At 71.3% G+C, this 17,817-nt stretch carries 19 protein-coding genes and 1 tRNA gene; 9 read left to right on the top strand and 11 right to left on the bottom strand.

Features of this window, described 5'->3' with window-relative positions:
- Positions 1 to 47 precede the first annotated feature (47 nt).
- Positions 48 to 509 (bottom strand): rhodanese-like domain-containing protein, encoded by a 462-nt coding sequence (locus ABD296_RS27660; RefSeq protein WP_344273194.1) that lies wholly within the window; start codon positions 507 to 509, stop codon positions 48 to 50.
- A 92-nt stretch (positions 510 to 601) separates the two neighbouring features.
- Here ABD296_RS27660 and ABD296_RS27655 point away from each other — a divergent pair, with 92 nt between their 5' ends.
- The 5 genes from ABD296_RS27655 to cydC all read left to right on the top strand — a co-directional run bounded on the left by ABD296_RS27655 (position 602) and on the right by cydC (position 7,616).
- On the top strand, positions 602 to 1,591 hold the full coding sequence (locus ABD296_RS27655) for a helix-turn-helix domain-containing protein (protein WP_344273191.1): 990 nt from the start codon (positions 602 to 604) through the stop codon (positions 1,589 to 1,591).
- 153 nt (positions 1,592 to 1,744) lie between these two features.
- Complete coding sequence (locus tag ABD296_RS27650) at positions 1,745 to 3,157, top strand: cytochrome ubiquinol oxidase subunit I (protein ID WP_344273188.1); 1,413 nt, start codon at positions 1,745 to 1,747, stop codon at positions 3,155 to 3,157.
- A 24-nt stretch (positions 3,158 to 3,181) separates the two neighbouring features.
- Positions 3,182 to 4,204, top strand: coding sequence for a cytochrome d ubiquinol oxidase subunit II (gene cydB, locus ABD296_RS27645; protein WP_344273185.1), 1,023 nt, complete (start codon positions 3,182 to 3,184; stop codon positions 4,202 to 4,204).
- Positions 4,201 to 5,850 carry a thiol reductant ABC exporter subunit CydD gene (gene cydD, locus ABD296_RS27640; protein WP_344273181.1) on the top strand — a complete coding sequence of 550 codons (1,650 nt, stop codon included), beginning with the start codon at positions 4,201 to 4,203 and terminating at the stop codon, positions 5,848 to 5,850. Before cydB ends, cydD begins: the two co-directional genes overlap by 4 nt.
- The gene (cydC, locus tag ABD296_RS27635) at positions 5,847 to 7,616 is read left to right on the top strand and encodes a thiol reductant ABC exporter subunit CydC (RefSeq protein WP_344273178.1); all 1,770 of its coding nucleotides are present in this window, start codon (positions 5,847 to 5,849) and stop codon (positions 7,614 to 7,616) included. Before cydD ends, cydC begins: the two co-directional genes overlap by 4 nt.
- Here the strand turns inward: cydC and ABD296_RS27630 are convergent.
- Positions 7,570 to 8,838: an MFS transporter gene (locus tag ABD296_RS27630; RefSeq protein WP_344273175.1), complete on the bottom strand. Its 1,269-nt coding sequence runs from the start codon at positions 8,836 to 8,838 to the stop codon at positions 7,570 to 7,572. The genes cydC and ABD296_RS27630 overlap by 47 nt on opposite strands.
- 115 nt (positions 8,839 to 8,953) lie before the next feature.
- On the opposite strand from ABD296_RS27630, the gene ABD296_RS27625 reads away from it, so the two are divergent.
- A complete protein-coding gene (locus ABD296_RS27625; protein ID WP_344273251.1) occupies positions 8,954 to 9,211 on the top strand; it encodes a cell division protein SepF in 258 nt (85 codons plus the stop codon).
- Here the strand turns inward: ABD296_RS27625 and ABD296_RS27620 are convergent.
- Together ABD296_RS27620 and ABD296_RS27615 are read right to left on the bottom strand one after the other, a co-directional pair.
- Positions 9,197 to 9,487 carry a hypothetical protein gene (locus tag ABD296_RS27620; protein ID WP_344273172.1) on the bottom strand — a complete coding sequence of 97 codons (291 nt, stop codon included), beginning with the start codon at positions 9,485 to 9,487 and terminating at the stop codon, positions 9,197 to 9,199. The two genes, ABD296_RS27625 and ABD296_RS27620, sit on opposite strands and share 15 nt — an antisense overlap.
- A gap of 51 nt (positions 9,488 to 9,538) precedes the next feature.
- Positions 9,539 to 9,757 carry a hypothetical protein gene (locus tag ABD296_RS27615; protein WP_344273169.1) on the bottom strand — a complete coding sequence of 73 codons (219 nt, stop codon included), beginning with the start codon at positions 9,755 to 9,757 and terminating at the stop codon, positions 9,539 to 9,541.
- 148 nt (positions 9,758 to 9,905) lie between these two features.
- On the opposite strand from ABD296_RS27615, the gene ABD296_RS27610 reads away from it, so the two are divergent.
- The gene (locus ABD296_RS27610) at positions 9,906 to 10,388 is read left to right on the top strand and encodes a hypothetical protein (protein ID WP_344273166.1); all 483 of its coding nucleotides are present in this window, start codon (positions 9,906 to 9,908) and stop codon (positions 10,386 to 10,388) included.
- Between the two features lie 804 nt (positions 10,389 to 11,192).
- Here the strand turns inward: ABD296_RS27610 and ABD296_RS27605 are convergent.
- The 4 genes from ABD296_RS27605 to ABD296_RS27590 all read right to left on the bottom strand — a co-directional run bounded on the left by ABD296_RS27605 (position 11,193) and on the right by ABD296_RS27590 (position 12,860).
- Entirely contained in the window at positions 11,193 to 11,549 is a 357-nt protein-coding gene (locus tag ABD296_RS27605; RefSeq protein WP_344273163.1) for a nuclear transport factor 2 family protein, read from the bottom strand.
- Between the two features lie 359 nt (positions 11,550 to 11,908).
- Positions 11,909 to 11,981, bottom strand: a tRNA-Ala gene (locus ABD296_RS27600).
- Positions 11,982 to 11,995: 14 nt separating this feature from the next.
- Positions 11,996 to 12,715 carry an HAD family hydrolase gene (locus tag ABD296_RS27595; protein ID WP_344273160.1) on the bottom strand — a complete coding sequence of 240 codons (720 nt, stop codon included), beginning with the start codon at positions 12,713 to 12,715 and terminating at the stop codon, positions 11,996 to 11,998.
- A 25-nt stretch (positions 12,716 to 12,740) separates the two neighbouring features.
- Positions 12,741 to 12,860: a DLW-39 family protein gene (locus ABD296_RS27590; RefSeq protein WP_211238580.1), complete on the bottom strand. Its 120-nt coding sequence runs from the start codon at positions 12,858 to 12,860 to the stop codon at positions 12,741 to 12,743.
- Positions 12,861 to 13,061: 201 nt separating this feature from the next.
- Between ABD296_RS27590 and ABD296_RS27585 the strand changes: the two genes are divergently transcribed.
- Both ABD296_RS27585 and ABD296_RS27580 read left to right on the top strand, forming a co-directional pair.
- Positions 13,062 to 13,268, top strand: coding sequence for a hypothetical protein (locus tag ABD296_RS27585; protein WP_344273153.1), 207 nt, complete (start codon positions 13,062 to 13,064; stop codon positions 13,266 to 13,268).
- Positions 13,269 to 13,440: 172 nt separating this feature from the next.
- Entirely contained in the window at positions 13,441 to 15,186 is a 1,746-nt protein-coding gene (locus ABD296_RS27580; protein ID WP_344273150.1) for a M64 family metallopeptidase, read from the top strand.
- Here the strand turns inward: ABD296_RS27580 and ABD296_RS27575 are convergent.
- The 3 genes from ABD296_RS27575 to ABD296_RS27565 are packed head-to-tail and all read right to left on the bottom strand — an operon-like array spanning position 15,167 to position 17,309.
- Positions 15,167 to 16,084 carry a DMT family transporter gene (locus ABD296_RS27575; RefSeq protein ID WP_344273148.1) on the bottom strand — a complete coding sequence of 306 codons (918 nt, stop codon included), beginning with the start codon at positions 16,082 to 16,084 and terminating at the stop codon, positions 15,167 to 15,169. The two genes, ABD296_RS27580 and ABD296_RS27575, sit on opposite strands and share 20 nt — an antisense overlap.
- A 51-nt stretch (positions 16,085 to 16,135) precedes the next feature.
- Positions 16,136 to 17,119: an AraC family transcriptional regulator gene (locus ABD296_RS27570; protein WP_344273145.1), complete on the bottom strand. Its 984-nt coding sequence runs from the start codon at positions 17,117 to 17,119 to the stop codon at positions 16,136 to 16,138.
- Complete coding sequence (locus tag ABD296_RS27565; protein WP_344273142.1) at positions 17,076 to 17,309, bottom strand: hypothetical protein; 234 nt, start codon at positions 17,307 to 17,309, stop codon at positions 17,076 to 17,078. The genes ABD296_RS27570 and ABD296_RS27565 overlap by 44 nt, the downstream gene beginning before the upstream one ends.
- Between the last annotated feature and the right edge of the window lie 508 nt (positions 17,310 to 17,817).

Here is a 17,817-nt window from a genome sequence, read left to right as displayed (position 1 = left end):
GTGCCTGCTTATGCCCCGTCCCGGGTGGAACATGCGTCCCCTGTGACTCAGCATGCGCAGGAGATCCCTGTGACGGGGGCGGTGAGAGGGTCGGGAGAGCGCCGGGTCACCGCGCCGGCGCCGGTCGCGACGGGGAATCCCTCGCGCGCCCAGTACTCGAATCCCCCGATCATCTCCTTGACGGGTCGTCCAAGCTTAGCGAACTCCAGCGCGGCCTTCTGCGCGCCGTTGCAGCCCGGTCCCCAGCAGTAGACGACCACGGTCGTCCCTTGGGGGATCAACGCGTCGGCGCGCGCGGCGATTTCCGCGGTCGGCAGGTGGACGGCGCCGTCCACGTGGCCCTGCGCCCAGCTTTCGGCGCTGCGTGTGTCGACGATCACGATGCCGGGTGCGGCGGCGGCCAGGTCGGCGGCAACGTCCGAGACGTCCGTCTCGAAGGCGAGGCGTGCGGAGAAGTGGCGGCGCGCCTCGTCGGCGTCGGCGGCGGGTACGGAGGTGACGGCGCTCACAGCGGCTCCCTTAACTCGGATGTGTCGATCCTCTGCGCTGGCACCGCATGTCCGGGAGTGGCGTGAATGCCGCCTATCGCTAAGATTGCGCCATGCGCGTCGCCGCCCCCGCCCGCCGGCACACCGTCTCGGTCCTGGCGTTCGACGGCATGGCCCCGTTCGAGCTCGGCTCCGTCGTCGAGGTGTTCGGCCTGCCCCGGCCCGAACTCGGCGTCCCCTGGTACGACCTGCGGGTCTGCTCGCTGGAACGCGGACCGATGCGCGCGGTCGGCGGGTTCACGATGGCCGCCGAGCACGACCTCGAAGCGTTCGCGTCCGCCGACACGGTGATGGTGGTCGCCGTCGCGGACGTCCACGGTGACCCGTCCCCCGAGGTCGTCGCTGCGCTACGCCGGGCACACGCACGCGGCGCCCGCGTCGTGTCGATCTGCTCAGGCGCGTTCGCGCTGGCCGCCGCCGGCCTCCTGGACGGGCGGGACGCCACAACGCACTGGCGGTACGCCGACCTGCTCCAGCGCCGCTTCCCCAACGTCCACGTGACCCCGGACGTCCTGTACGTCGACGGCGACGACGTCCTCACCGGCGCGGGCAGCGCCGCCGGGCTCGACATGTGCCTGCACCTCGTCCGCAAGGACCACGGCGCCCGGGTCGCCAACGCGGTCGCGCGCCGCCTGGTCGTCCCGCCGCACCGCGAGGGCGGGCAGGCCCAGTTCGTCGAGGCCGCCGTCACCGCGCCCGCCGCGAACGGCGCCGACGACGCGATCGCGCGGAGCATGCGCTGGGCGCTCGCCCACCTCGCCGAGCCGATCACCGTCGCGCGAATGGCCCGGGAGGCGCACCTGGCCCCGCGCACCTTCATCCGGCATTTCAACCGGCAGACCGGGACCAGCCCGCTGCGCTGGGTCGTCACCCAGCGGATCATGGCCGCGCTGCCGCTGCTCGAGGAGGGCACGGCACCGGTCGAGAGGATCGCCGCCGCGGTCGGCTTCGAGAGCCCGGTGACCTTCCGGCACCACTTCGGACGGGCGATGCGAACCTCACCGTCCGCCTACCGCCGCACCTTCCGCCCCACCACGCCTTAACCCCCCGGGCTCAGCGCGCGAGTCCAGGTGGGCGGTCGCGGCGGCGTTGTCTGTGAGCGAACTTACGACGACAGGTAGTACTACACGTCGTAGTATTAGCCACAGGACGTAGTACTACAGCTTGTAGTAGATGAGCCGGAGAGGCGCGCGCCCATGGACTCGGTCGACATCGCACGGTGGCAGTTCGGGATCACCACCGTCTACCACTTCCTGTTCGTCCCGCTCACGATCGGACTCTCCGCGCTGGTCGCGGGCCTGGAGACGGCGTGGCTGCGGACGGGGAGGACGCGCTACCTGCGCGCCGCCAAGTTCTGGGGGAAGCTCTTCCTGATCAACTTCGCGATGGGGATCGTCACCGGCATCGTGCAAGAGTTCCAGTTCGGGATGAACTGGAGCGACTACTCCCGCTTCGTCGGCGACGTCTTCGGCGCCCCGCTCGCCATCGAGGGCCTCCTCGCGTTCTTCGTCGAGTCGACCTTCCTCGGCCTGTGGATCTTCGGCTGGGACAAGCTCAACGCCAAGCTGCACAACGCCTGCATCTGGCTCGTCCACATCGGCACTCTGCTGTCGGCGTACTTCATCCTCGCGGCGAACTCCTGGATGCAGCACCCGGTCGGCTACCGCATCGACCACGCGACCGGACGGGCCCGCCTCACCGACTTCTGGGCCGTCCTCACCAACTCCACGCAGCTCGTCTCGTTCCCGCACACGATCACGGCGGCGTTCGTGACCGGCGGCCTGTTCATGGCGGGCGTCAGCGCCTGGCACCTCGCCCGCCGCAAGAACATCGAGGTCTTCCGGCCGTCGCTGAAGGTCGCGCTCGCCGTCACGGCCGTCGCGTCGATCGGCGTCGCCATCACCGGCGACGTCCAGGGAAAGGTCATGACCGAGCAGCAGCCGATGAAGATGGCCGCCGCCGAGGCCCTCTACGAGACCGAGCAGCCCGCGTCGTTCTCCGTCCTCACCGTCGGCACGCCGGACGGCCACAAGGAGGTCTTCGGGATCAAGGTCCCGCGCGTGCTGTCGTTCCTCGCCACCGGCAGCTTCGACGGCGAGGTCAAGGGGATCAACGACGTCCAGGCCGCCGAGGAGGCGCGGTTCGGGCCTGGGAACTACAGGCCGGTCGTCCCGGTCGCCTACTGGAACTTCCGGGTCATGGTCGGGGTCGGGATGCTCACCGCGCTCGTCTCGCTGGCCGGGCTGTGGCTGCTGCGGCGCGGGCGCCTGCCGTCCAACCGCTGGGTCTACCGGATCGGCGTGCTGTCGCTGACGCTCCCGTTCATCGGCAACTCCGCCGGATGGATCTTCACCGAGACCGGACGGCAGCCCTGGTCGGTGTTCGGCGTGATGAAGACGTCCGCGAGCGTCTCGCCCGGCGTGTCGCCGACGTCGATGCTCATCTCCGTCGCCTCGCTGACCGCGCTGTACGGCGTCCTCCTGGTCATCGAGACCGGGCTGATGCTCAAGTACGCCAAGGCCGGGCCGCCCACGGAGGACGAGGTGCTGCCCCCGCCGCCGTCCGGCGACGACGCCGACGCCGAGCGCGCGCTCGCGTTCGCCTACTGAGTTCGCCTACCGAGGGAGCCGGCCATGGAACTCACCACCGTCTGGTTCGTCATCATCGCCTTCCTGTGGACGAGCTACTTCTTCCTGGAGGGATTCGACTTCGGCGTCGGGATGCTGATGCCCGTCCTCGCCCGCGACGACGTCGAGCGCCGCGTCGTCATCAACACCATCGGACCCGTCTGGGACGGCAACGAGGTGTGGTTCATCGTCGCCGGCGCCGCCACCTTCGCCGCGTTCCCCGAGTGGTACGCCACCCTGTTCAGCGGCTTCTACCTGCCGCTGCTCGCGATCCTGCTCGCACTGATCATCCGCGGCGTCGCGTTCGAGTACCGCGGCAAGCGGGACGACGCGCGGTGGCGCGCCCGCTGGGACCGGGCGATCTTCTGGGGGAGCCTCGTGCCCGCGTTCGTGTGGGGCGTCGCGTTCTCCAACATCGTCCGGGGCGTGCCGCTGAACGCCTCCCATGACTACGCCGGGACGCTGCTCGACCTGCTCAACCCGTACGCGCTGCTCGGCGGGCTCGCCACGACGTCGCTGTTCGTCCTGCACGGGGCGGTGTTCCTCGCGCTGAAGACGTCCGGCGAGATCCGGTTCCGGGCGCGCCGCGTCGCCGGCATCGCGGTCGTCGCGGCGATCGCCGCCGGCGGGAGCTTCCTGCTGATCACCCAGATCCAGCACGGCAAGCCGGTGACCTGGCTGACCGCCGGAGGCGCCGCCGCCGGGCTGCTTCTCGCCGCCGCCGCGAACCGGCGCGGGCGCGAGGGCTGGGCGTTCATCGGCACCGGCGCCGCCATCGTGCTCGCCGTCGTGACCCTGTTCACCGCGCTGTTCCCGGACGTCATGCCGTCGACGCTCGGCTCCGGCGGCCTGACCACGGACAACGCCGCGTCGAGCGACTGCACGCTGAAGATCATGACGTGGGTCGCCGCCGCGTTCACCCCGATCGTGATGATCTACCAGGGGTGGACGTACTGGGTGTTCCGCAAGCGGATCGGCACCTCCCACATCCCCGCGGCGCCGAAGAAGAAGCCGGAGCCGGTGCGGTGAAGCCCCTCGACCCGCGGCTGCTGCGGTACGCCCGGACGACCCGGATCTTCCTGCTGTCGTCCGTGGCGCTCGGCACCGCCACCGCCGCACTGATCATCGCGCAGGCGACGCTGCTCGCCGACATGCTCACCCGCGCGTTCCTCGGTGGCGCCACTCTCACCGGCCTGCGCACGCCGATGCTGCTCCTGCTCGGCGTCGTGCTCGGCCGGGCGTTCGTCGCCTGGCTGCAGGAGGTCGCCGCCCACCGCTCGTCCGCCGCCGTCAAGTCGCAGCTGCGCGGCCGGCTGCTCGCCCACGCGATGGCGCTCGGCCCACGTTGGCTGTCCGGCGAGCGCAGCGGCGAACTCGCCACGCTCGCCACCCGCGGCATCGACGCGCTGGACGACTACTTCTCCCGCTACCTGCCGCAGCTCGTCCTCGCGGTGATCGTCCCGGCGGCCGTCGGGCTGCGGATCCTGCTCGGCGACTGGCCGTCCGCCGTCACGATCGCGGCGACGCTGCCGCTCATCCCGGTCTTCGCGATCCTCGTCGGGCTCACCGCGCAGCGGAAGATGGACCGGCAGTGGCGGACGCTGTCCGTCCTCGCCGCGCACTTCCTCGACGTCGTCGCCGGCCTGCCGACGCTGAAGGTCTTCGGCCGGGCGCGGGCCCAGGCCGACCGGATCCGCGAGGTCACCGACCGGCACCGGCGCGCCACCATGGCGACGCTGCGGATCGCGTTCCTGTCCGCGCTCGTGCTGGAACTGCTGTCGACGCTGTCGGTCGCGCTCGTCGCCGTGTCGATCGGGCTGCGGCTGGTCGACGGCGGGCTCGGGCTGGAGACCGCGCTGCTCGTCCTGGTCCTGGCGCCGGAGGCGTACCTGCCTCTGCGGCAGGTCGGGGCGCAGTACCACGCGAGCGTCGAGGGCCTCACCGCCGCGTCGCGGATCTTCGAGGTCCTCGAGACGCCGCTGCCCGCCACGGGGAGTCGATCGGACGTTCCGGACCTTTCGCGCGCGACCCTCCGGCTGGAGGGAGTGACGGTGACCTATCCGCGGGGCCCCGCGATTGAGGACTTCTCGCTGACCGTCCATCCGGGGGAGACGGTCGCGCTGGTCGGGCCGAGCGGCGCCGGGAAGTCGACCGTGCTGTCGGTGCTGCTCGGGTTCGTCCGACCGGACTCGGGGCGCGTCCTGGTCGACTGGGACGACCTCGGCTCCTTCTCCCCGGACGCGTGGCGCGAACGGATCGCCTGGGTCCCGCAGCGCCCCTACCTGTTCGCCGGGACGGTCGCGGAGAACATCCGGCTGGGCCGTCCGGACGCATCGGACGCCTCGGTGCGGGCCGCCGCCGAGGCCGCCAACGCTCTGGAGTTCGTCTCAGCCCTGCCCGGCGGGTTCGAGACGGTGCTCGGCGACCGGGGCTCCGGCCTGTCGGCGGGCCAGCGCCAGCGGATCGCCCTCGCCCGCGCCTTCCTCCGCGACGCGCCGCTCCTCCTGCTGGACGAGCCCACCTCCAACCTCGACGGCGAAAGCGAGGCCGCCGTGATCGACGCCGTCGAACGCCTGAAGACCGGCCGTACCGTCCTGCTCGTCGCCCACCGCCCGGCGCTCGCCGCGCTGGCCGACCGCGTGGTCGCCGTCGAACCCGCGGCGGTGGCGGCATGATCCTCCGGCTGATCAGGTTCGCCCGCCCGGCGCGGGGGCGGCTGCTGCTCGCCGTCCTGTTCGGCGTCCTGGCGCTCGGCAGCGGCGTCGGCCTCATGGCGACCTCCGCGTGGCTCATCTCCCGCGCGGCGCAGCACCCGCCCGTGCTGATGCTGATGGTCGCGATCGTGGCCGTCCGCGCGTTCGGGCTCGGCCGCGGCGTGTTCCGCTATGCCGAACGCCTCGTCGGGCATGACACGACGTTCCGCATCCTGGCCGACCTGCGCGCGCGCGTGTACGAACGGCTGGAGCGGCTGGCGCCCGGCGGGCTCCCCGGATTCCGCGGCGGCGACCTGCTGAACCGGCTCGTCGCGGACGTCGACGCCGTCCAGGACCTCTTCCTCCGCGTGCTGCTGCCGTGCACGGCCGCCGCCATCGTCGGCGGGGCCTCGGTGGGGCTCGCCTGGGCGCTGCTTCCCTCGGCGGGCGTTGTCCTGCTGCTCGCCTTGCTGCTGGGCGGCGTCGTCGCGCCCTGGCTGTCGTCCGCGACGGCGCGCCGGGCCGAACGCCGGACGACCGACCTGCGCGGCGAGCTGACGTCCCATGTCGTCGACACCCTCCAGGGCGCGCCCGAGCTCATCGCCTACGGCGCCGCATCCGCGCAGCTCGCCGAGGCCGACCGCCTGGACCGCGCCTTCACCCGCGCCTCGGCGCGCTCCGCCGCGTCCACCGGCCTCGGCGCGGCCGTCTCCGCCCTCGCGGGCGGGCTGGCCGTGTGGGGCGGCCTCGCCGTCGGCGTCCCGGCCGTCCGTTCGGGCGCGCTCGACGGGGTGCTGCTCGCGGTGATCGTCCTCCTGCCGCTGGCGGCGTTCGAGGTTGTGGCGGGCCTGCCGCTGGCCGCCCAGTACCTGGAACGCGTCCGCCGCTCCGCCGCGCGGATCTTCGCCGTCCTGGACGCCGCACCGCCCGTCCAGGACCCGTCCTCCCCGTCGCCGCTGCCCGAGGCGCCCTACACGCTTCGGGTCGACGACCTCCGCGCCCGGTGGACACCCACCGGCTCCTACGCCCTCGACGGCATTTCCTTGGATCTCACGCCGGGCCGCCGCTGCGCGATCGTCGGCCCGTCCGGCTCGGGCAAGACGACCCTGACCGCCGTGCTGCTCCGGTTCCTGGAACCCGCGTCCGGCTCGGCGTCCCTGAACGGCGTCGACCTCCGCGCGCTGACCGGCGACGACGTCCGGAAGGTCATCGGCCTGTGCGCGCAGGACGCGCACCTCTTCGACTCGACGATCGAGGAGAACGTCCGCCTGGCCCGCCCCGCCGCCACCGACGGCGAGATCCGCGACGCCCTCCGCCGCGCCCGCCTCCTCGACTGGGTCGACTCGCTGCCCCAGGGCCTCGCCACCCGCGTCGGCGAGCACGGCGCCCAGGTGTCCGGCGGCCAGCGGCAGCGCATCGCCCTCGCGCGCGCCCTCCTCGCCGGCTTCCCGATCCTGCTCCTGGACGAGCCCGCCGAGCACCTCGACACCGCGACCGCCGACGCGCTCACCGCCGACCTGCTGAGCGCCACCGAGGGCCGGACGACCCTCCTCGTCACCCACCGCCTCGCCGGGCTGGACGCCGTCGACGAGATCATCGTCCTGTCCGAGGGGCGCGTGGCGGACCGCGGCACCCACGCCGAGCTGGTCTCCCGGCCCGGCCTCTACCGCTCGCTGTGGCGGCGCGAAACGGAGCTTCCGGTCATCCCGGGACGCGGACCCCGGCCTCGGGAGATGCGTCTCCCGTGACCTGCTCCGGCTCCGGCTCCCGGCGCCACGGCAGGAACGCGCAGGCCGCGATCAGCAGCACGCCCGCCACCGCGATGGCCGCCCGCACCCCCACGAACCCCGCCAGAACCCCCCATACCGCAGTGAGAACGGCGATGGCCGTGCGCGAACTGACCGTCCACGCGGTCACCATCCGGGCGACCTTCCCGGTGTCGACCAGCTCCAGCCTCCGGGTGGCGTAGACGGGATTGAACACGCCCATGCAGGTGATGATCCCCAGCTCCATCGCCATCACCAGCAGCAACGCACCGATCCCCGTCCCGACGAACGCGAGCCCGACCAGCCACAACGCCCGGCCGACACCGAACACGAGCATGATCCGGCGCCGCCCGTACCGCTGGACGAGCGGCCGCGAAAGGCGCGCGCCGAGGATCCCGCCCACGCACGGCACGCCGAACGCCAGCCCGTACTCCAGCGGCGAGAACCCCAGGTCGTGGAGCATCAGATACGTCAGCAGCGGAGCCGTCGCCATGATCAGCGCCCCGGTGAGCACGCTGTTCGCGAACAGGAGCCGCAACTCCCGGCGGGACGCGATCACCCGCCACCCCTCCCCGATCTCCGCCCACCGCGACGCGTCCCCCGTCCGAACGGGCGGCTCGGCCTCCGGCGCCGCGATCTTCCGGATCCCCAGCGCCGACAGGACATAGCTGACCGCGTCCAGCAGCACCGTGACCACCGGCCCGAGCACCCCGATCAGCGCCCCGCCCGCCGGCGGCCCGACCGCCGTCGACATCCACTGGACGGTCTCGAACCTGCCGTTGGCGTCCATCAGATGCCGCTGCGGCACCAGCGCCTTCAGATGCGCCCCGCTCGCCCCCCGGAACACGATGTCCGCCAGCGCGACGACCACCGCCACCACGAGCAGATGCACATACGTCAACGCGCCGAATCCGTACGCGATCGGGACCGTCACCAGAACCGCGAACCGCAGCAGATCCGCCCGGACCATCAACCGCCGCTTGTACTGGAACTCGATCCACGGCCCCAGCGGCACCGCCAGCAGCGCCGCCGCCGTCCCGCTCGTCGCGGCGATCATGGACACCTGCGCCGGCCCCACGTGCAACGCCAGGACGGCGATCAGCGGAAACGCGTCCAACGCCAGGAACGTCCCCAGCGTGCTGACCGTGTACGCGCGCCACAACCACGCGAAATCCCGTCCGAGCCCGGCTCCCCGTCTGTTCATCGCCGACGATCAAACACCCGTCGCCCGCCTCCCACAAACAACGAAGCGGCACCCGGACACAACCCCCGGTTGTACCCCTTGACCCACCGCCTCCGACCGGGAGACTGACAGGGTGATGGTCAAGACACTGCGCCCCCGCGACTACAACGAGGCGCTCCACGTCGGGCACTTCTTCCGCAACAAGCGCATCCCGGTCGTCATGGACCTGACGGCCCTGACCGACGACGTCGCGAAGCAGTTCATCGACTTCGCCGCGGGCCTCGTCTTCGGCCGCGGCGGCGACATGGACCGGCTGGCCCCCAAGGTCTTCCTCCTGGTCCCCGCCGGCCTCACCCGGCCGGCCGTCGTCCCTGACGGCTCAACCCCCGGCTGACGCCCCCAGCAGCGGACCGACGACCCGGTAAAGGCACTCGGCCGCATCCGGCCGATCCATGAGCACATCGTCCAGAAGGGCCCGCCAGCACCCGGCCTCTTTGTAGTAGACGTCGTCCTCTTGCAACCGCAGGCGAGTCTCCAGCAACCGCGCCTCGTACGCCGTCCCGAGGCACCGCCCGACCTCCCCGCACAACCACCAGCACAAATCACTGCCCGCGGCCGAAACGAGCACCCGCGCCGCATCGAAAGCGACGCGCTGCGGACTCACTGCCATGACCGGAAAATACGTCCCGGCACCCCCACTGTCCACCGCCCCGAAAAGGCCTCAACGACGGCGGGCTTCGTCCGTCCAGAACAGATCCGCTCCGCCGGTCCCTTGCGAACCCCGGTCCCACGCACGCGCGTCGCGACGGTTCTCGCGCACCTCGCCCGCCAGCATCGCCCCGTCCCGCAGCCGATGCCCGCGCCGCCGAAGACGCCAATCAAAAACCACCCCGAACACAAGCAGCAGAGCAAGAACCCCGAACACCCACACCAACCACATGCAGCCATCGTCACCCCGCCAAGCCGCCCCCGAAAAGGAAAAACCTCACACAACCCTGCACTGCAGCCGCTGACGTTTCGATGCCCAGCGAAGTGTCCGGCCCCTACGTTGACCTCCATGGTGATCACGTGTCACAAGGAGGCTCGGGATGTCCGATGAAACGCCGACCACCGACGATCGTGATCCTGCGTCGGTCGTGACAGGAACGATCGATCACGTACTAGCACTCGCCGCGACCTGGCCAGCGTGGGACGGACGCCCGCGGCACACCGACGAACGGCTGTACACCCCGCACAAGGCGATTCGACGGGTCACCGACCACCTCATCGACCACCTCGCAGAACTGGAGGCGCGGCTGGCCGGACAGGAGACGATCCCCGACCACTGGCATGCCTCCGCGAGCACCACTCCCGCCGATCTGGCGACCTTCACCGACCACGACCTGGACGAGGCCAAGAGCCGCCTCACCCGCCTCGGCCTGATCTGGGCCACCCGGCTGAACGCCCTGACGCCCGACCACCTCGACCATTCACCTGGGGAAGGCTGGACGTTCCGGCAGATCGCCTTCCACCTGACCGAATCCACCTACTACGCCGACGCAGTAGGAAACCTGACCACCCACTCCGACTGACACCCGCAAGCCCCCGTCATTCCAACTCGTCCCGCGCGACGCGCAGAAAGGGCCCCGCGAGATCACCGCGCCTTGGGATCGTCCGGATCAAACTCCCGCTCATCGCCGCATCCAGGGCCCGCGCACCCTCCCGTGCCAGGCCGCCGAGAGACGACCCGACATCACTTCGTTGGATCCAAACCCGCATCCACGGCGTCCTCAGACCGTGACCACCATGCCTCGCTGTCCTCCATTCACCGGCCGTGCGTTCACACCGCGAGCCGCTCGATCCGCCGCTTCTCCGCCAGTTCGTTCGCCTGATGCCGGACGGGACCAGAATCGCGGAAGCCCCACGGATTTTGGCGCCAACTCACCTTGGCGCCGGCCGGACGAGACTGCGAGCGGCGGCGCGACCCGAACGGACGGTTGGCCGGCGGCGAAGCACAGCCGCGCGGGCGGCGCGAGCGCCGCCGTCCCTCGAGATGGAACCGGTGCCCTGGTAGTGGGGCCGACGAAATCGCGGACGAGTGCTCTTACGGCACGCCAGACTCCGACCAGGCGGTGCCGGTCTTCACTGGGGCAAAGGGCGTCCTTCTCTGCTTCCGGCGGGCTCTGGCTGGTCGGGCTTCCGAACCTGCACCTCCACAACGTGAGGCACACAGGCAACACCCTCGCGGCACAGAGCCGGGCAAGCATTCGGCAGGGTGGGGCGACCAAGATGAGCAGTACCCCCTCTCTGACCAGCGAACGGATGGCCCCACCACAACCGAGGCCGTCCGTTCGGTGATCGTTCAGCGCTGGTAGCCGTGCGCGTCACGCCGGTATCTATCGCTGCGCCTGCTCGTAGAACGCTCGGACTCGTGCCGCCCGCCCGTGCTGGTCCATCTCGACCACGTCCAGCGCGCGATTGCCGTTCTCGCGCCGGTACAACAGGGCGTAGCCGCCGGAGCTGGTCAAGAACGCCTCTTCGATGAATCGCAGTTCCGGTGCAAGCTCCAAGCCTCGCTCGAAGTGGCGGCGCAGCTCTGCCTTGCCCCGCAACTGGCCGTCTGGTCGATCCCAGCGGGTCACGACCGTTGAGGCCACAAAGTCGACGTCCTCGGAGTAACACGCCATGACGGCGTCCAGATCCCGAGCTTCCCAACCTGCCAACCACTGATCCGCATGTGCTCTCTCATCCATGTTGACCAGTATTTCGATTGGTGCTCGTCGCCGAACGGCTTCGGCGCTCCGGCGCTGCCTCGGATAGAGCGGCGGCGCGCCCCCCAACCGGACCGGTTCGCCGGCGGCCAAGCCCCGCCGCGCACCGATGCGCGGCCGGGCGCGCGGGGCCGGAGACCGGCGCCCAGGCCGCACGCTCCAGGCGGCAAGGTGCGGGCCGCACAGCGGCGTGAGCGCCGCCGCCCCTTGAGTGCCATGGCCAAAGCCGAACTCAAGGGCGAGAAGCGATCGGGCACGCAACGGGCACGGAAGCGAAAGAAGAGAGCGTGACAGACGAGAGCCCAGGTCGGAATTCGGTTCTGACCTGGGCTTTTGGTGGGTGGAGCCTAGGGGATTCGAACCCCTGACACCTGGCTTGCAAAGCCAGTGCTCTACCAACTGAGCTAAGGCCCCTCGGCGCGTCAAGCTTACCGGTGGTCGGCGGCCGCCGCGTCATCGAGCGGGGCGGGCAGGAGGAGGTCGGGGAGCGCGGCGACGCTCGGGAGGACGTGGGTGGCGCCCGCGGCGAGGAGGCGGTCGCGGTCGTGGGCGCCGGTGAGGACGCCCGCGACGACGGACGCGCCCGAGCGGCGGCCGGTCAGCATGTCGTTCGCGGTGTCGCCGCAGACGGCGATGTGCCGGACGTCGCCCGCGCCGAGGCGGAGCGCGGCGGTGAGGACGAGGTCGGGCCATGGGCGGCCGCGGCCCGCCGTATCCTCGGGGCACAGCGCCAGGTCGACGCGGTCCCACCAGCCGAGCGCGTCCAGGACGCGGGCCTGGGTGCGGCGGCCGAAGCCGGTCAGCAGGCACACGCGTACGCCGGCGCCGCGGATGCGCTCGAGAGCGCGTTCGGCGCCGGGCACGGGGCGCAGGCCGTGCCGGTCGACGAGCTGGTCATAGGACCGCTCGAAGGCCAGGTTCGCGGCCTGGGCGCGCGGCTCGTCGAAGAGCGAGCGAAAGATCTCGATCTTCGACCCGCCGCGTGACTCGCGGACACGGGTCATGGCCCGGTCGTGGGCCGCCGTGCCGGAGGCGATCCCCAGAGCGGCGATCGCCTCGGCGAAGGCGGTCTCGACCGTGCCTCCGTCCGCGACGGTGGTCCCGGCGAGATCGATGCAGGCGATGGAGATCGGCGCCGCACCGTTCACGCCGGGGCCCGATGTGGCCGGCGTCTCAGCTGTCGGACGACGTGGCCTCGGTCCACAGGTCGAGCTCGGCGCGGTCCTGCTGGAGGCGGCGCCAGACGGCGAAGCCACCGAGGGCGACGACGGCAAGGATCAGCAGCTTCTTCACGGTGGGGACCCCTTCACCTCGACTATGAAGTCAGAACCCGGGGTAGATACGGATCAGTGTCTGCTCCCCCAGGCTCCCCGCAGCCTAGCAACCGATCCCGGGCGGTCCGCACCCACTCGCCGGTATCGGACCGATCGTCCAATCCCGGGTGCTGTCACCTCCGCGTGCGGACGCGCGGCGGGACGACCCTCGGGAGTGCCGATGGCTGAGGACGACTTCCGGCGCTGGGAGCGCGAGCTCGACCCGGGCGCGCCGGAGAAGGCGCCGGGCGGCCGGGGGCTGGTGGTGGCGGCCGCGGCGACGGCCGCCGGGTGCGCACTGCTGATCACGCTGGGGGACGTGCGGCTCGGCGCGGTGGGGCTCGGGCTGTCGTCGGTCATCCTGCTGCTGTGGCGGATCGGGTTCTGACGCGGCCGCAGACAAATGCGGATCTTGGGGTGATAATCCGGGCAGTCCCGCTTGATCAGCGGGACGGACCGGCGCGCCGCTCCCGGGCCGACACGGCCCTCGCGCGCCCCCCGGAGGAGGTCCGTGCATGTGGATCGGCAGGACGAGCATCATCGGCGCGGCGGCGCTCACCGTGACGGCCCTGGCGGCGGTGCCCGCGCGGGCGGAGGCGGCGGACGCGACGGTGGTCCCGGTCCAGGTCACCGGTGATCCGGCCAAGCGGTTCAACCTGGTGGTCATGGGCGACGGCTATGCGGCGGCGGACATGCCGAAGTTCCGCGCCGACCTCGACAAGCATCTCAACGACCTGTGGACGATCGAGCCGTTCAAGTCGTACCGCAGCTACATCAACGTGTACGCGGTCGAGATCACGTCGGCGCAGTCCGGGGTGAGCTGCGACCCCGATCTGTCCTCACCGCGCCGTACGACGCCGCTCAGCATGGCTTTCTGGAGCGGCTGCAAGGAGGACGGTCTGCAGCGGCTGCTCGTGATGGATTCCGCTGCGGCGAAGACGTACGCGGACATGGTGCCGGGCACCAGCGCGAGCAACCGGCAGATCCTCGCGATGGCCAACAGCGACACCTACGGGGGCGCCGGCGGTACGTACGCCACGTCCTCTGGCGGGAACGCCATGTCGGCGCTCATCGCGCCGCACGAACTCGGGCATTCGCTAGGCGGACTCGATGACGAGTACGACTACTACCAGCGGGGTGTGCCGGGCGGTACGTACACCGGTGCGGAGCCCACGTCCATCCACCACACGTTGCTGACCGTCGAGCAGATGAAGGCGCAGAAACAGAAATGGTGGCGTTGGCTGGGAGAGCGCAGCGAAGCGGGCGGCGTCATAGACCGCTATGAGGGCGGCCTCTACTTCAGTAAGGGTGTGTGGCGGCCGAGCCAGCACTCCATGATGAAGACGCTCGGCTACTACTACGACCAGGTCGCCCGGGAACGGATGACGCAGCGCATCTCCGGCAAGGTCAACCTCGTTCAGGCGCAGACGTCCACGGACGCTCCTGTGGGCGCCGACCGTGTCCTGTGGATGGAGACCCTGCACCCCACCGGACACCAGTTGTCGGTCACGTGGACGGCCGACGGCAAGGTCGTAGGGAAAGCGCCGAACCTTGACCTCAAGCGCCTCCACCTGAAGAAGGGGACCCACACCGTCAAGGCGACGGTCACCGACCCGACCGACTTCGTGCGGGACCCGGCCATACGCGCCTCCGCGGCGCTCACACAGGTCCGTACATGGACCGTCGACACGTCGCTGAAGACGCCTACCGGAAACGTGCCCGATGACTTCACCTCGTCCACACCCACTGACGAGCCCGTCGGGGCCGAGTCCGTCGTGTATGCGGAGACGACCCATCCCGCTAAGAAGACGCCGGTCGTCCATTGGGAACTCGACGGACGGCGTGTGCGCGGCAGCGAACGCGACATCGCGCTAGGGCGCCTCCATCTGCGCAGTGGCACGCACACACTCGTCGCTAAGGTCGGCTCCAAGACCCGTGCGTGGACGATCGACGCACAGCGTCCGACGGTCAAGGTCCAGTTGTCGGACGCGGCGCAGAAGCAGGCACGGCCGGGCGGCACACCCGAGTACACCTTCGACGGTCCGTTCACCATGAGGCTGACCGGCGCGGACGACCGTCCGGGCGTGGTCGTCTCTGAGTTCCGCGTGGACGGCGACGGCTGGTTCAACTACTTCGGCTGGCCGACCGACTCGACCGCGCCGTGGCGGTTCTCCGAGAACGGCACCGTCATCGACTCGCTGACGTACGGCAAGCTCCCCAAGGGGCGGCATACCGTCGAGTACCGGGCGACCGATCCGGCGGGCAACGCAGGGCGGCCAGGGAAGTTCATCGTGACTCTTCGCTGACCGGCACCTCCACGGCCGGGGCGGCCACCACTGGCCCGGCAGCCGGTGCGCGGCGGACGGTCGCGAGCACGGAACCGCCGAGGATCAGCACGAACGAGGCGATGATCGTCCCGGAGAGCGGCTCGTCGAGCAGCAGCACGCCCGCGACGACCGCCACCGCCGGGTTCACGTACGTGAACACCATCGCCCTGGACGTGCCCGCCTCGCGGATGAGCTCGAAGAACACGATGAACGCGAGCGCGGTGCAGACCAGGCCGAGGCCGCCGAGGGAGGCCAGCACGCGGCCGCTCGGCGCCGCGTCCGGCCATGTCGCGACCGCCGGGCCCGCGTACACCACCGCGGCGATCGTCAGCGCTCCCGCGGCCATGTGCAGGCTCGGCAGGTCCTGCAGCCGGCGCGTCGCGACCATGGGGGCGACGGCGTAGCCGAGCGCCACCAGCATGACCTCGCCGACCGCCCACGCGCTGCCGCCGCCGAGGTGCGGGCCGGCCAGCACGCCGACGCCCGCGAGGCCGACCAGCAGCCCCGCCCAGCGGACCGGCCCCAGCCGTTCCGCGTCGCCGGTCAGCCGCGCCAGCACCACCCCGATGATCGGCACCGCGGCGATCAGCAGCCCGGTCATCGAGCTGGTCAGCCGGTGCTCGGCGTCCGACAGCAGCGCCCACGGGCCGAGGATCTCCACCGCCGTGAACGCCAGCAGCGGACGCCAGTGCCGGCGCACCGGCTCCAGGCCGCCGGACCGGGCGGCGATCGGCACCAGCACGAGCGCGCCGAGCGCGGTCCGCGCGAACACCAGCACGGGCACCGACACGCCCTCGCCCGCCACCTTGATCATCAGGTAGGGGATCCCCCACAACACGCTCATCAGCGCGAACAGCGACCAGCCGCGGCGACTCACCACGTCCTCCGTTCCGGGATCGGCCGCCCGGCCGCACCGCCGGGCACCGGTTCAGGATGCGGTGCGGCGGCGGGCGCGGTCTTGAACGCTGTTGCGGTACGCGCCGGGCGTCACGCCGAGGACGCGGCGGAACCAGCGGGTCAGGTGCGCCTGGTCGGCGAACCCGACGAGCGGCGCGACATCGGCGGGCCTATGCCCCGCGTCAAGCAGCGTTCGCGCGCGCGCCACGCGGTGCTGTGCGAGCCACGCGTACGGCGGCATCCCCATGGAATCGCGGAACGCGCGCAGCAACTGGTATCGGGACATGCCGAGGCCGGCCGCCACCTCGGCCAGCGTGGGCGGGCTCACCAGCTCGTCGGACAGCCGCGACGCGACGGCACGGGCGATCCCGGACGAACCCGGCGGACCGGGCTCCTCCTGCCCTCCCCGCACGGCATGCCGCCGGACGAGCGTGCCGAGCACGCCGAGCAGCCGGCTCTCCCCCTCCAGCGGATCATCGCCCAGCCGCAGCGACCGGTGGGCGAGCCGCAGGACGCGCGCCAGCCCCGGATCGTCGATGATCGGCTCACCGAAGTGCGGCGCCCCGCGGTTCCCGCGGTCCCAGCCCGACGCCGCCCCCACCAGCTCGGCCGTCGGGTAGAGACACAGGTAGGCGAAGCCGTCCTGATCGGCGGGGCCGCCCGTGTGCGCCTCGCCCGGCTCGATCACCACGACGCTGCCGGCCGCCGAGTACAGCCGCTCGCCGCGGTACCGCATGGTCTCCAGGCCGTCGACGCACACGCCGATCGCGAACTCGTCATGGGCGTGCGGCGCGTAGTGCCGGGTGCCGATCCGCGCGTTGAGCAGGTCGAGCGAGGCGCCCTGGATGCCGTCGACCCGCGTCCACACCGCCCGGTCCGGCGGGCGCACCGCGCCCCCGCTGCCGCCTGTGTCGCCTGTGTCGCCGGTGCCGCCGGTGCCGCCGGTGCCGCCGGTGCCGCCGGTGCCGCCGTCAGGCGGAGAAGACGTGCCGGAGCCGCCAGCGGTCCCGGTCACGGCCGAGCTCCGCGACGGCCACGCCCTCCGCGCCGACGATCCGGACCCGGTAGACGCGGCCTTCCTGGGGCGTCCCGTAGGTCTTCAGGACCTCCTCGACGGCGTAGCGCGACCCCCGCCATTCGTACGCCGTGAGCCGTCCGGAGGGATCGTGCTCGGCCCGGACCGGCTCGTTCAGAAGGTGCCCCATGAGTCCGGGAGCCTAGCACGCATTCGAACAAATGTTCGCAGGTGGGAGCCCGTCCGCGCGGCGTCGCGGCGACCGTCCCGGGCATCATCCCGCCATTAAGACGCAGCCCGCCGCACATGTCCAGACCGCCCGAAACGACGATCTCCGCGCCGGGCTCGCCGACCGCCCCGCCCGGCACGGATTCTGCCGACGCGCCCCCTCGACGCCCGTAATCCACAGGCTGGGGGCAACGTTCCGCACATCCCCCGACCCTTGTGAGCAGGCCTTCCGGGAGCCGGCTCCACAACGGAATCCCCAGGCTGCAAGGTCTTTCGAACATCCGATCGGGATTGGCGGGCGCGCCGTCGCGCCGTCCACACCGTCCCCGGGTCGTGCACAGAATCCACAGCCTGTGGATAACTCCCGTGCACAACCTGGGTACGACCGAGGAGCGGCGCCGTCCACCATTCTTCCCCACCCGGTCCCCAGATGGCAGGACCGTTGTCCACGGCGTGGATAACCCGCTGAC

The organism is Actinomadura napierensis (genome assembly GCF_039529375.1).
GTDB classification, from domain to species: domain Bacteria; phylum Actinomycetota; class Actinomycetes; order Streptosporangiales; family Streptosporangiaceae; genus Spirillospora; species Spirillospora napierensis.
The sequence above is the reverse complement of the archived record's forward strand: the minus strand, read 5'-3'. Positions and strand labels throughout refer to the sequence as shown.